A 14237-nucleotide genomic window follows, 5' to 3' on the forward strand; every position below is an offset into this window, starting at 1 on the left:
AACACGGAAGTTAAGCGTCTCAGCGCCGAAAGTAGTTGGGGGATCTCCCCCTGTGAGGATAGGACGTTGCCAGGCAACAACAGAGAGAACGACCGAGCATACGCTCGGTCGTTTTTTTATTGATTGGCGGTGCTCTCTATGAGAGCATCGCTTTTCGTTTGCCTTTTTTTAAATCAATGATAAAATATAGTCAAAAGTCAAAGATGGTCAGAGGGTGGTGGAGATGAGAAATATTTCGGATGTTATCGAACAGTATTTGAAGCAAGTATTGAAGGAAAGTCAGGCAAATGCAATCGAGATTAAACGCCAAGATATCGCGCAACGATTCGAATGTGTCCCATCCCAAATCAATTATGTCATCAACACACGTTTTACCGTCGAAAAAGGATATTTAGTAGAAAGTAAACGAGGTGGCGGTGGATATATTCGGATCCGACGCGTCATCTTACATGAAAAACAGGATGTGCTCTCTAGTTTGATGGATATCATTCATGAGCATCCACGTCTGAATGAACAACTCGTTGAAAATGTACTCGTGCGATTAGTAGAAGAACAAATGATGCACGAACAAGAAGCGCAATTGATTTACCATCTCTTATCAGATGAAGCATTACACTTACAAGTTGATGATCGCTCTTTTATTCGACGTCAACAATTGCTGGCACTGATGAAAGTACTTCGTTATCGTAATGGGGGATAAGTCGTATGTTATGCGAACGTTGTAAACAACGACCTGCTGTCAATGAAGTCGTTGTGATGGAACAAGATATACCCGTAAAAAAACGATTATGTCGACAATGTACGGTAGAACTGATGACAGGATATGTACCAGTCGTGAAGCGATGCCCGACTTGTCAGATGACACGCCAAGACCTGTTGCGCGTACGAAAAGCAGGATGCGCTACATGTTATACCGTATTTCGGGATGAATTGATTAAAATCACTCGTCAATATCAACAAGGACATGATCATCATATCGGTTCAATCCCTGACCAGCTACGCACGCCACATGAACGGATTGAAGAACGGCTCGAAAAGTTGGCAGGGGAGTTGAACCGCGCTGTCGAACAAGAAGATTATGAACGGGCAGCACGCATTCAAAAAGAAATGAAGCAATTAGAAGGGCAGGGAGATGTCTGATGGAAACTTTCCTAACACATCCACTTGGTCCAAAAATGAAAGAACGTGCCAAGCTCGATGATTTGGTCGTTTCTACAAGAATTCGACTGGCGCGTAATGTCAAAGACACGGTATTCTCTCCCGTACTTTCTAAAGAAGGAGAACGTCAGCTTTGCGATCGTCTAGAAGGGCGTCTACGTGGGTTGAAAGGATTCGAATATCTTCATATGCGTGATTATGATGAAGTGACACGACAGGCGTTGATGGAGAAACACCTCATTAGCCCAGCCGTTGCAACCAATGAAGAGAGTGCGGTCTTCTTAAGTGAAGATGAAACCATCAGTGTATTGATTAATGAGGAAGACCATTTACGCATTCAAACGCTACTTCCGGGATATCAAGTGAAAGAGGCGTTTGAATTAGCGAAACAAGTTGATGCATTATGTGCAGAATCCCTATCGTATGCGTTTGATGAACAGTTAGGCTATTTGACGACATGTCCGAGTAATATCGGAACAGGACTTCGTGCCTCGGTCATGTTACACTTGCCGGGACTCACCTTAACGGGACGAATCAGTCCAATCTTACGAGAACTTCGAAAATTGGGCTATACGATTCGAGGTCGTTATGGTGAAGGTAGTGATGCAGCGGGGCGCTTGTTCCAACTGTCGAATCAACGGACATTAGGGAGTCACGAGTCACAGTTGCTGGCTGACTTTATGGAAGTGACAGAACAAGTGATTCAAGCAGAGCGTCATGCGCGCGAAGAACTCGTTGCGAATCGACAGGAAGAGTTAGAAGATCAATTTTATCGATCATATGGTATTTTGCGATATGCAAAGTTACTATCTTCTACTGAAGCCATCGAACGATTATCTGATTTACATTTGGCGAGTGACCTAGGGATTTTGTCTGATTGGAGTCCACCAAAGTTCCATGAACTCATTGTTCGGCTACAATCAGGTTTTCTACAAAAACATTTCGGGAAAACATTATCTACGCAAGAACGGGATCGAGAACGAGCGACCCTCGTTCGTCGAACGTTAGATCAAGGCTTAGTTTGATCCAACTACAAGGAGGTTTTGTCAATGATGTTTGGACGATTTACAGAACGAGCACAGCGCGTATTAGCTTTAGCACAAGAGGAAGCAGTACGTCTTGGCCATCATAATATTGGTACAGAACATATTTTATTAGGATTGGTTCGTGAAGGAGAAGGGATTGCGGCAAAAGCGCTCTTCGCTCTCGGATTGACTTCTGAAAAAATTCAACAAGAAGTAGAATCATTGATTGGACGCGGTTCTGAGAATGGGTCGACGATTCACTACACGCCACGTGCGAAAAAGGTCATTGAACTCTCGATGGACGAGGCACGTAAACTAGGACATTCATATGTTGGAACGGAGCACATCCTTCTTGGATTGATTCGTGAAGGCGAAGGTGTCGCAGCACGTGTTCTCAATAACCTTGGAATCAGTTTGACGAAAGCGCGTCAACAAGTATTACAGCTTCTCGGTAACACGGAGTCTTCTTCAAATGCTTCACAACCAGGCGCGAGCGCTGCAACCCCAACACTTGATGGGTTGGCACGCGACTTGACGCAACAAGCACGTGAATCGCGTTTAGACCCAGTCATCGGCCGCGCAGGTGAGATTCAACGTGTCATTGAAGTCTTATCTCGTCGTACGAAAAACAACCCGGTTCTTATCGGAGAGCCAGGTGTCGGGAAAACGGCAGTAGTCGAAGGTCTCGCTCAACAAATTATTAACAACGAAGTACCTGAAACACTTCGCAATAAACGAGTGATGGTACTCGACATGGGTACACTCGTAGCAGGTACGAAATATCGTGGTGAGTTTGAAGATCGATTGAAAAAAGTAATGGACGAAATTCGTCAGGCAGGAAACGTCATTCTCTTCATTGACGAGTTGCACACATTGATTGGTGCGGGTGGTGCAGAAGGTGCGATTGATGCGTCGAACATCCTCAAGCCGTCATTGGCTCGTGGCGAACTTCAATGTATTGGGGCGACAACACTTGATGAATACCGGAAGTACATCGAAAAAGATGCAGCGCTTGAACGACGCTTCCAACCAATTCAAGTAAATGAACCGACAACAGAAGAAGCTGAACAAATCCTACTTGGATTGCGCGATCGTTATGAAGCGCATCACCGCGTAACGATTACAGACACAGCGATTCACGAGGCGGTCGTTCTGTCTGACCGTTACATCTCGGATCGTTTCTTACCGGACAAAGCGATTGACCTCGTTGATGAGGCGGCATCAAAAGTACGACTTCGCTCGTTCACGGCACCACCGAACTTGAAAGAGTTGGAGTCACGCCTTGAATCGATTCGTAAAGAAAAAGACTCTGCTGTTCAAAGCCAAGAGTTTGAAAAAGCGGCTTCTCTCCGTGATACAGAACAAAAGTTACGCGATGAGTTAGAAGAGTTGAAAGCAGAATGGCAGAACAAACAAGGAAACGAAAAACTTGAAGTGACGAAAGAAGATATCGCTCAAGTTGTCGCAAACTGGACAGGTGTGCCGGTCACGAAGATTGCCGAAGAAGAGACAGACCGTCTCCTCAAACTCGAATCAATTCTTCACAACCGTGTCATCGGTCAAGACGATGCGGTGAAATCGATTTCCCGCGCCATTCGTCGGGCTCGGGCTGGCTTGAAAGATCCAAAACGTCCAATCGGTTCATTCATCTTCCTCGGACCTACCGGAGTCGGGAAAACCGAACTCGCTCGCGCAGTTGCCGAAGCGATGTTTGGGGATGAGGATGCGATTATTCGAATCGACATGTCAGAGTACATGGAAAAACATGCGACGAGCCGTCTCGTTGGTTCGCCTCCTGGTTATGTTGGTTACGAAGAGGGCGGTCAATTGACAGAGAAAGTACGCCGGAAACCATACTCGGTCATCCTTCTCGATGAAATTGAAAAAGCGCACCCTGAAGTGTTCAACATCTTACTTCAAGTGCTTGACGACGGTCGCTTGACGGATTCAAAAGGTCGCACGGTCGACTTCCGAAACACGGTCATCATCATGACGTCAAACGTCGGAGCCGCAGCGCTTCAACGTAATAAATACGTTGGATTCACAGTCGAAGATGATGTGAAACGTGAATATACGGAAATGAAGGATAAAGTACTCGAGGAACTGAAAAAGGCGTTCCGACCTGAGTTCTTGAACCGGATTGACGAAATCACGGTCTTCCATTCACTTCAAAAAGAGCACATTCAAGAAATCATCAAACTTATGGCAGAGACACTCAAGAAACGTCTTGCCGAACAAGGAGTTGATTTCAGCTTGACGGATGCGGCGCTCGACAAGATTGCCGAAGTCGGCTACGATCCGGAATACGGGGCTCGCCCTCTCCGTCGTGCCCTTCAACGAGAAGTGGAAGATCGCCTTTCAGAAGCAATGCTTGGCGGCACAATCGCTAAAGGCAGTAAAGTTGCGCTCGACGTACAAGATGGAGAGTTTGTCGTTCGTAACGAAGGTGTGGTTCAGTAAATCATTCAGCTCCCTCGTTGTTTATGAGGGAGCTTTTTTTAGACAGGAAGGAAGCTTATGGCCAAAATTAAAACGAAATACGTCTGCCAATCGTGTGGATATGAATCAGCCAAATGGATGGGACGTTGTCCAGGTTGTAATGAATGGAATACGCTCGTTGAGGAGTTTGTCGAAGAGAAGAAAGCCAAGCGCGGCGCAGCGTTTGTGCATAGTTCATCCCGACAATTGAAGCCAGAACGACTCGCAAACGTCGTCTCACAAGAAGAGACACGCGTTCACACAAATAGTCGTGAATTTGACCGTGTGCTCGGTGGCGGGATCGTTCCGGGTTCACTCGTCTTAGTCGGCGGGGACCCGGGAATCGGGAAGTCGACGATTCTTTTACAGGTCAGTGCACATCTAGCCCATAGTGGTAAAAAAGTGCTCTATATCTCAGGTGAAGAATCACTCAAACAGACAAAGTTGCGGGCGGAACGTCTCGGCTTACCGACCGAAGACTTGTTTGTGCTCGCTGAGACAGACATGTTGATGATCGAACGCGTCATTGATGAAGAACAACCCGGGTTTGTCATCATCGACTCGATTCAGACGGTATATATGGATGAAATTCAATCGGCGCCAGGAAGTGTGTCACAAGTACGAGAATGTACAGCAGCGCTCATGAAGATTGCAAAAACAAGAGGGATTGCTGTGTTCATCGTCGGTCACGTAACGAAACAAGGATCGATTGCAGGTCCACGTTTACTCGAGCACATGGTCGATGCGGTCCTTTACTTTGAAGGGGAGCGCCATCATACGTTCCGTATTTTACGCGCGGTGAAAAACCGTTTCGGTTCAACGAACGAAATCGGGATCTTCGAGATGAAAGAGAGTGGGCTAGAAGAAGTTCTCAACCCGTCCGAAATCTTTTTAGAAGAACGAACTGCCGGTGTTTCCGGTTCGACGGTCGTCGCTTCGATGGAAGGGACAAGGACAGTGCTCGTCGAACTACAAGCACTCATCTCGCCAACATCATTCGGTAACCCGAGACGTATGGCGACGGGAATCGACCAAAACCGGGTCGCGCTTCTGATGGCCGTCCTTGAGAAACGCTCTGGCTTATTGCTTCAGACACAAGACGCCTACTTAAAAGCGGCGGGTGGCGTCAAGCTAGATGAGCCTGCGATTGACCTCGCGATTTGTGTCTCGATTGCCTCGAGTTTCCGTGACCGCCCGACTCGTCCGACGGATGTCTGCATCGGTGAAGTCGGATTGACTGGAGAAGTGCGACGCGTATCACGGATTGAACAACGTGTCGCCGAAGCTGCAAAATTAGGATTCACACGTGCCATCATTCCGAAAAACAACATGGGTGGATGGACCGCTCCGGCAGGGATTGAAGTGGTCGGCGTCGGAACGGTGGACGAAGCACTGCAGTTGGCGATCCCGTTTTAACGGGACGCCAATGGCAGTTTTTAACGCTTTGTAACGAACGTGATTGAAAAAACCATGTTACAATGAAAGTGTTATTTTTGAAATTTTATTTCATATAGAAGGAGGTGGAATGAGTGAAGATTGCTGTACGAATCGGATTTATTTTGATTGGTCTCGTCGTAGGTTGGTTCGGAATTATCGAAGCGACGTTATTATTAGGAGACCTCGGCATGAATGTGCCGGAGTGGTTAACGATTCCATACGTAGCAAGTTTGATTGGTGGACTTATCTTCTTCATTCTTAGTTTATTCTTAACCGATGGTGTTGTTGCATTTATTCGTTTTGTCGAAGAACGGCTCGTCCGTTTACCGGTAGGGGATATTTTATTCGGTTCGATTGGCCTCATTATCGGGCTCTTGATCGCCTTTTTGATCAGTGTCTCGCTTGAAGTAACGAACATTTTCTTACTGAGTAAGATCGTTCCAATCTTTGTCACAGCGCTGTTTGGTTACTTCGGTTTCGCGGTCGGATATCGGAAGCGTAACGAATGGATCAAACTATTTGTAAAGAGTGAGCGGGAGAAACCGGCAGCTGAACCGGTGCAACGTTCAAATGATAAAATCTTAGATACGAGCGTCATTATTGACGGTCGAATCGCAGATATCGCTACAACGGGATTTGTGGAAGGCACATTGATTGTTCCGCAGTTCGTCATCGGAGAGCTTCAATATATCGCGGATTCATCGGATACATTAAAACGAAACCGTGGTCGTCGTGGACTTGATATTTTAAAAGAACTGCAAGAAAACAAGCGAATCCAAGTTGAAATTTATGATGGGGACTTTGAAGACGTACCAGAAGTCGATATCAAATTAATCAAGTTGGCAGAGTTGAAAAATGGGATTGTCGTCACGAACGACTACAACTTAAACAAAGTCTGCGAAGTACGAAATGTTCCAGTCTTGAACATCAATGACTTAGCGAATGCCGTCAAACAAATCGTCATCCCTGGCGAAGAGATGGTTGTCACTGTCATTAAAGAAGGAAAAGAACAAAATCAAGGTGTTGCCTATCTCGAAGACGGGACGATGGTTGTCGTGGAAGGTGGACGTAAGTTGATCTCGAAGACGCTTCCTGTCGTCGTGACGAGTGTGCTGCAGACATCTGCAGGCCGAATGATTTTTGCTCGTCCTGAATAACGAACAAAAAAGAGACGCGTGAGCGCTCTCTTTTTTCACGAAGAGAGGTGTTTGACATAGTATCTTATACAGTTGTGATCCCGGCTGCGGGAAGAGGAAAACGAATGGGCGCGGATGCGAACAAACTCATGTTGTCGCTCCGTGACAAACCGATTATCGCGTGGACGTTACAAGCGTTCGATACCGATCCGTGGTGTGAACGGATTGTTTTGGCGATTCGTCCAGAGGAACGTGACTGGTTTGAAGCGATCACGGCACAAGTCGAAACACCGATTACATATGTAACAGGTGGGGAAGAACGACAACAGAGTGTCCATGCGGGGCTTAAGGTGGTTGCACCCGATACGATTGTGATGATTCATGACGGTGCCCGTCCGTTTGTAAAACGTGAACAGCTGCATCAAGTGGCAGAAGCGGCGTTACTAGGTGGCGCCATTTTAGCAGTACCAGTCAAAGACACAGTTAAACAAGTCGAACGTCATCAAATCGAACGAACGGTTCCTCGGGAAAATCTATGGTTGGCGCAAACGCCGCAAGCTTTTCAGACCAAGGCGATCTTAGCCGCACATGAACGAGCGGTCGAACAACAGATGATGGGAACGGACGATGCGAGTTTATTCGAATGGCTTGGTGAAACGGTACAAGTCGTTCTTGGAGACTATCATAATATTAAAATGACGACGCCGGAGGATTTATTGTTTGGTGATGCGATTTTAGCAAAGGAGAACTTACAATGAGAATTGGTCAAGGATTTGATGTACACGCATTTGCGGAAGGACGTCCATTAATTTTAGGAGGAATTGAGATTCCACATGAACGTGGTCTACTCGGTCATTCCGATGCGGATGTGTTACTCCATACGATTGCCGATGCAGCGCTTGGAGCGATTGCGGCAGGTGACATCGGGAAGCATTTCCCTGATACGGACCCGGAATTTAAAGATGCGGATTCGAAAGAATTGCTTCGCCACGTATGGCAACTTGTGAAGGATGAGGGATATGTCCTCGGAAATGTGGACGCGACCGTCATGGCACAACGTCCAAAACTACGTCCTTATATTGATGAGATGCGAGCGGTCATTGCCGACCTACTCGAAGCGGACATCGAACAGGTGAACGTGAAGGCGACGACGACGGAGAAACTCGGCTTCACAGGACGTGAAGAAGGAATCGCGGCGCAAGCGGTCATCTTACTCAACCGGGCTTGACAGAAATGGTATACTATTTGGGCAGAAGAGAAGAAAGGTGGAACTATTATGAGTGAAGTGCGTGTACGCTATGCGCCTAGTCCGACGGGGCATCTCCACATCGGAAATGCGCGGACTGCGTTGTTTAACTACTTATTTGCTCGTCATGCAGGCGGGAAATTGATTCTTCGAATTGAAGATACTGACCAGAAACGAAATGTATTAAACGGTGTCGAGAGTCAAATGAAGTATTTGGAGTGGCTCGGAATCGATTGGGATGAAGGTCCAGGTCGTGATGGAGACTACGGCCCATATTATCAAATGGAACGTCTTTCACTTTATGAGAAATACGTCAACGAATTGATGAGCAAAGGTCTTGCTTATAAATGCTATATGACATCAGAGGAGCTCGAAGCAGAGCGTGAAGCACAAATCGCGCGCGGCGAAGCACCGCGTTATTCTGGTGCGCACCGCAACCTGACTGTCGAAGAACGTGAAGCGTTTGAAGCAGAGGGCCGCAAGCCGTCAATTCGAATTCGCGTGCCGGAAGGCGTGACGTATAAATGGACGGATGTCGTCAAAGGTGATGTTTCATTCGAGTCGAAAGACTTTGGTGATTGGGTCATCGTGAAACAAGATGGGATTCCGACTTACAACTTCGCTGTTGTTGTCGACGACCACTTGATGAAGATCAGCCACGTCTTGCGTGGAGACGACCACATCGCAAACACACCAAAACAGATGATGGTATATGACGCGCTTGGATGGGAATATCCTGAATTCGGTCACATGACGCTCATCTATAACGATCAACATAAGAAATTGTCAAAACGTGATGAATCAATCATCCAGTTCATTGAACAATATGCGGATCTCGGTTACTTGCCAGCAGCGCTCTTCAACTTCATTTCTCTTCTTGGCTGGTCACCAGTCGGAGAAGAAGAAATCTTCTCGAAAGAAGAGTTTATTGAAATGTTTGATGCGAACCGTTTGTCGAAGAGTCCGGCTGTATTTGACCAACAAAAACTTTCTTGGATCAACAGTGTATACATGAAGAAGGCCACGCTTGACGAAGTAGTGGCACTCAGTTTACCATTCTTACAAGAAGCAGGACGATTACCCGAGGCGGTATCTGTCGAGGAGGCAGATTGGGCAACAAACTTGATCGCATTGTATAAAGAACAAATGACGCACGGGGCGGAGATTGTCTCGTTGACGGACTTGTTCTTCAAAGATGAGATCGAGTATGACGAGGAAGCGAATGCTGTCCTTTCAGGGGAAACGGTTCCCGCTGTCCTTGCAGAGTTCAAACAACAACTCGAAGGAATCGAAGACTTCACACCAGAAGCGATTAAAGCGGCGACGAAAGCAACGCAAAAAGCAACTGGTCAAAAAGGGAAGAACTTGTTCATGCCAATCCGTGTCGCGACGACAGGGCAAACACATGGACCAGAGCTCCCGAACGCGATTTCGTTAATCGGAAAAGAGCGTGTCTTGAAACGTCTGACAACTTTATTGGCATAAAGGCATCGATGAGGAAAGTAAGCGGTATGACACTTTGCAGAGACTAGAACCTAGGCTGGGAGTTCTAGATGTGTCCCCCGAAGAAGTGCACCTCGGAGCCGTCTCGGCGATACGTAGTCGAGGCCGTGACTCGGCGTTAACGAGACTTGAGAGGGGAACACTTTTTCCCAAACAGAGTGGAACCGCGCTTATGGCGTCTCTGTGCCTTGGCACAGGGGCGTCTTTGTTTTTGTATACGAAAAGGAGATATCAATTATGGGATTTTGGAGCAGCGTGCGTGAAGACTTGCGGACTGTCTTAGAACTAGACCCTGCCGCCCGTTCAAAAGTAGAGGTGGCACTGACGTATCCGGGACTACACGCCATATGGGCACATCGCATCGCGCACGGATTATGGAAGCGTAACGTGAAGCTTGTGGCCAAGTTATTGGCCCAGTTCAGTCGTTGGTTGACCGGGATTGAAATTCATCCGGGTGCAGTCCTCGGTGACCGTGTATTCATCGATCACGGTTTCGGTGTTGTCATTGGAGAGACGGCGATTATCGGGAACGATGTAACCATTTATCAAGGCGTCACACTCGGTGGAACGGGGAAAGAAAAAGGGAAGCGTCATCCTACAATTGGGAGTGATGTGCTCATCTCAGCAGGAGCGAAAGTGCTCGGGAACATTACGGTTGGCGATTGCGTCAAAATCGGAGCGAGCTCTGTCGTCTTGAACGATGTACCGTCTGACTCGACCGTCGTCGGTATCCCAGGACGTGTCGTCATTCGAAACGGGAAGCGTGTGAAGCAACATGACCTCGATCATCGTTTCCCAGATCCGGACCGCGAGTGTCAAGAACGCTTAGAAGCGGCAGTGGATGAACTACAACAAAAATTAGCGACGCTTGAAAAGCGGATGGAGGAGAAAACGCATGATTCAGCTGTACAACAGTCTCACGAATAAAAAAGAACCGTTTGTCCCGATTGTTCCGGGGAAAGTATCCATGTATGTGTGCGGACCGACCGTCTACAACTACATCCATGTCGGGAATGCCCGTCCGGCCATCGCCTTCGATACGGTTCGTCGTTATTTGACATATCGTGGGTACGAGGTGAAATACGTCTTAAACTTCACGGACGTAGACGACAAAATCATTCGTACCGCGAACGAACTTGGGGAAGACACCGAGACGTTGACGAATCGTTATATTGAGGCTTATTTAGCCGATACGGGAGCATTGAACGTGCAACCGGCAGACGTGCACCCACGCGTTACCGATACGATGGAAGAGATTATCGAGTTCATCCGTCAGCTAGAGACGGAAGGGTTCGCCTATGAAGCAGAAGGTGACGTTTATTTCCGGACGAAGAAGTTTGAGACGTACGGAAAGCTAAGTCAACAATCGATCGAAGATTTACGGGCAGGCTCGCGCGTCGATGTCGGCGAAAAGAAAGAAGACCCGCTCGACTTTGTTCTATGGAAGGCCGCTAAACCGGACGAACCTTCTTGGGATAGTCCGTGGGGCAAAGGGCGACCAGGTTGGCATATCGAATGCTCGGCGATGGCGAAAAAGCATCTCGGGGCAACGATCGACATCCATGCAGGTGGTCATGATTTAAAATTCCCACACCACGAGAATGAGATTGCCCAGTCAGAAGCATGCAACCATGCGAAGTTCGCCAACTACTGGCTGCATAACGGATTCATCAACATTGAAAATGAGAAGATGTCCAAATCGCTCGGAAACTTTCTTCTCGTCCATGAAGCGCTGAAAGAAGTAGATCCAATGGTTCTTCGTTTCTTCATGTTGTCCGTCCATTATCGTCATCCGATCAACTATAGCCGTGAATTGATTGAACAGGCGGCGAATGGTTGGAGTCGAATCAAAGAAGCGTATCAAAACATCGAATATCGTTTATCGGTAACGGCTGGACTTGGTGAACCGAGCGAGTCGATGGAGCGGAAACTTGAAGCAATCAAGACGTCGTTCATCGAATCGATGGATGACGATATCAATACGGCCAATGCGATGACTGTCCTCTTTGACTTGGCACGAGAAGCGAACATTTACGCCAAGGCGGATCATGTGGCAAAAGCGACACTCGAACAAGTTCTCTCGTTATTCGACGAATTGACAGGTGTGCTCGGATTGACGCTAGCTGAAGAGAAAGAATTGCTTGATGCCGAAATCGATCAATTGATTCAAGAACGAAACGATGCACGCGCGGCACGTAACTTTGCCCGTGCTGACGAGATTCGTGATTTACTAAAAGAACAAAACATCCAACTCGAAGACACGGCCCAAGGGGTTCGGTGGAAACGGTTATGATGCAACCGAAACAAATGAATGCCCTCGCGCTCGCCTACATGGGTGACGTGGTGTATGAATTGGCCGTACGGAAAAGACTACTCGAACAAGGATTGACGCGCCCGAACGATTTGCATCGAGGTGCCGTCCGTTATGTGAACGCGCGGGCGCAAGCTAGCGTCGTGACCTATTGGCTGGAGACGGACGTGTTGACGGAAGAAGAACAAGCCGTCGTCAGACGTGGCAAAAATGCGAAATCAGGCTCGATTCCGAAGCGGGTCGATGTCCATACGTATCGTTATTCCACAGCATTCGAGGCATTGATTGGCTATATCTACTTAACAGAAAGAAGGGATCGTCTTGAAGAACTCATCAAACAAGCGTTCGAACGACTCGAAGCCGAGTCGACCGAAACGACATGACGGAAAACGAGGGGCGGAAAAACGAACGTTTGACCGCCCACGTGGGGAACGTCCAGAGCGTTCACGCCATCAAAAGTCGGAACGACCGGACTATAAGGAAGTAGACGTGATGGAGGAAGGGATTGATTTCCTTTACGGGCGAAACCCTGTACTCGAAGCACTTCGAAGCGGTCGCGACATGAACAAAGTATTTATCATGGAAGGGCAACAAAAAGGCCCGCTCGCTCAAATCATCGCGATGGCGAATGAAGCATCCGTCCAAGTGTCATTCGTACCGAAAACGAAGCTTGAGAAGATGGCCGGTAGTGAACATCATCAGGGTGTCGTGGCAGCCGTCGCGGCCTATGAATATAAAACCATCGAGGACATGTTCGCGCTTGCCGCTTCAAAAGAAGAGACACCGCTCTTTATTTTGCTAGATGAACTCGAGGACCCACATAACCTCGGTTCGATTTTACGGACCGCGGATGCTGTCGGCGCACATGGAATCATCATCCCGAAACGCCGCTCGGTCGGTTTGACTCAAACGGTCGCCAAAGCTTCGACTGGGGCTATTGAACATATCCCGGTTGCGCGCGTGACGAATTTGACGCGGACACTCGAAGAATTGAAAGAAAAAGGATTATGGGTCGTCGGGACCGATGCGAAAGAGAGTCAGGACTATCGTCGATTGGATGGGAATATGCCACTTGTCGTGGTCATCGGAAGTGAAGGAAAAGGAATGAGCCGTCTCGTGCGTGAATCATGCGACTTCCTCGTTCATTTACCAATGGTTGGTCATGTCACGTCACTCAATGCATCTGTTGCAGCGGCACTCCTTCTGTATGAAGTGCATCGCTCACGTAACCCGTTAGCATGAGTATCCAAAAACGCGAGCTCCTTCTTGTCGACGGATATAACATCATCGGGGCGTGGCCACATTTGAGAAGTTTGCGCGATATGGATTTTGATCAAGCGCGCAATTTGTTAATTGAAGCGATGGCGGAATATCAGGCCGTATCAGGGAAAGAAGTCACCGTCGTCTTTGATGCCCATATGCGTTACGGTCGTGAATCGAAAGAAAAACGAAGTCGTGTCGATGTCGTCTATACGAAAGAGAACGAGACGGCGGATGAGTGGATTGAGCGACGAGCGCACGAACTGGTGGATAACCGACTCGTCACACTATTCGTTGCGACGAACGATTTCACCGAGCAGTGGGTCATTTTCGGCCAAGGTGCCTTACGTGTCCCCGCGACCGAGTTATTAAAAGACTGGAAGCATGCCAAAACACTGATTGAGCAACAACGTCTCTCATTAGAGAAGGAACAATCGAATCGAAAAACGATCGATATTCCTCCGCATATTCAAGAACGATTTGAAGAAATGCGACGTCGTAAATCAAAAGGTGATTGAAATCACGGACGAGTTCATGAAATGGACTCGTCTTTGTTTCGATTTTGACATTTTTTTGCAAAGGAATGTTGTATACTATTACATATATGAGTTACACAGCATTTAATTGACGGAATTTTTAGAAATTTGTTTGACGCATAGGAGTAGGGGGTCCTATAATGGGAC

General features: G+C 47.6%; 14 protein-coding genes and 1 other annotated feature. All 14 genes read left to right on the plus strand.

Annotated elements, in window-relative coordinates; translation table 11 throughout:
• Nucleotides 1-223: 223 nt before the first annotated feature.
• The 14 genes from PQI28_RS14495 (at nt 224) to PQI28_RS14560 (ending at nt 14072) form a co-directional block, all read left to right on the plus strand.
• Nucleotides 224-700, plus strand: a complete 477-nt coding sequence (locus tag PQI28_RS14495) for a CtsR family transcriptional regulator (RefSeq protein WP_337874869.1) — start codon at nt 224-226, stop codon at nt 698-700.
• 5 nt (nt 701-705) lie between these two features.
• On the plus strand, nt 706-1140 hold the full coding sequence (locus tag PQI28_RS14500; RefSeq protein WP_214786182.1) for a UvrB/UvrC motif-containing protein: 435 nt from the start codon (nt 706-708) through the stop codon (nt 1138-1140).
• On the plus strand, nt 1140-2183 hold the full coding sequence (locus PQI28_RS14505) for a protein arginine kinase (RefSeq protein ID WP_214697110.1): 1044 nt from the start codon (nt 1140-1142) through the stop codon (nt 2181-2183). Before PQI28_RS14500 ends, PQI28_RS14505 begins: the two co-directional genes overlap by 1 nt.
• A gap of 24 nt (nt 2184-2207) precedes the next feature.
• Complete coding sequence (gene clpC / locus PQI28_RS14510) at nt 2208-4643, plus strand: ATP-dependent Clp protease ATP-binding subunit (protein ID WP_214697112.1); 2436 nt, start codon at nt 2208-2210, stop codon at nt 4641-4643.
• A gap of 57 nt (nt 4644-4700) precedes the next feature.
• Entirely contained in the window at nt 4701-6077 is a 1377-nt protein-coding gene (gene radA, locus PQI28_RS14515; RefSeq protein WP_074032385.1) for a DNA repair protein RadA, read from the plus strand.
• Nucleotides 6078-6190: 113 nt separating this feature from the next.
• Nucleotides 6191-7255, plus strand: a complete 1065-nt coding sequence (locus tag PQI28_RS14520; RefSeq protein WP_074032388.1) for a PIN/TRAM domain-containing protein — start codon at nt 6191-6193, stop codon at nt 7253-7255.
• A 56-nt stretch (nt 7256-7311) separates the two neighbouring features.
• Entirely contained in the window at nt 7312-7992 is a 681-nt protein-coding gene (gene ispD, locus PQI28_RS14525; RefSeq protein ID WP_339963758.1) for a 2-C-methyl-D-erythritol 4-phosphate cytidylyltransferase, read from the plus strand.
• The gene (gene ispF / locus PQI28_RS14530) at nt 7989-8462 is read left to right on the plus strand and encodes a 2-C-methyl-D-erythritol 2,4-cyclodiphosphate synthase (protein ID WP_074032390.1); all 474 of its coding nucleotides are present in this window, start codon (nt 7989-7991) and stop codon (nt 8460-8462) included. The genes ispD and ispF overlap by 4 nt, the downstream gene beginning before the upstream one ends.
• 45 nt (nt 8463-8507) lie before the next feature.
• Entirely contained in the window at nt 8508-9965 is a 1458-nt protein-coding gene (gltX, locus tag PQI28_RS14535) for a glutamate--tRNA ligase (protein ID WP_214697139.1), read from the plus strand.
• Nucleotides 9962-10169, plus strand: a binding site (T-box leader). It overlaps the preceding gene by 4 nt.
• 51 nt (nt 10170-10220) lie before the next feature.
• Nucleotides 10221-10910 (plus strand): serine O-acetyltransferase, encoded by a 690-nt coding sequence (gene cysE / locus PQI28_RS14540; RefSeq protein ID WP_012727699.1) that lies wholly within the window; start codon nt 10221-10223, stop codon nt 10908-10910.
• Nucleotides 10879-12276: a cysteine--tRNA ligase gene (gene cysS / locus PQI28_RS14545; protein WP_214786178.1), complete on the plus strand. Its 1398-nt coding sequence runs from the start codon at nt 10879-10881 to the stop codon at nt 12274-12276. Before cysE ends, cysS begins: the two co-directional genes overlap by 32 nt.
• Complete coding sequence (locus tag PQI28_RS14550; RefSeq protein WP_224863691.1) at nt 12273-12677, plus strand: Mini-ribonuclease 3; 405 nt, start codon at nt 12273-12275, stop codon at nt 12675-12677. The genes cysS and PQI28_RS14550 overlap by 4 nt, the downstream gene beginning before the upstream one ends.
• Nucleotides 12678-12786: 109 nt before the next feature.
• Entirely contained in the window at nt 12787-13536 is a 750-nt protein-coding gene (gene rlmB, locus PQI28_RS14555; protein ID WP_074032495.1) for a 23S rRNA (guanosine(2251)-2'-O)-methyltransferase RlmB, read from the plus strand.
• Nucleotides 13533-14072 (plus strand): NYN domain-containing protein, encoded by a 540-nt coding sequence (locus PQI28_RS14560; RefSeq protein WP_214761567.1) that lies wholly within the window; start codon nt 13533-13535, stop codon nt 14070-14072. The genes rlmB and PQI28_RS14560 overlap by 4 nt, the downstream gene beginning before the upstream one ends.
• Nucleotides 14073-14237 lie beyond the last annotated feature (165 nt).

The sequence above is a fragment of the Exiguobacterium sp. USCH10 genome, from assembly GCF_037619445.1.
Lineage (GTDB): Bacteria > Bacillota > Bacilli > Exiguobacteriales > Exiguobacteriaceae > Exiguobacterium > Exiguobacterium aestuarii_A.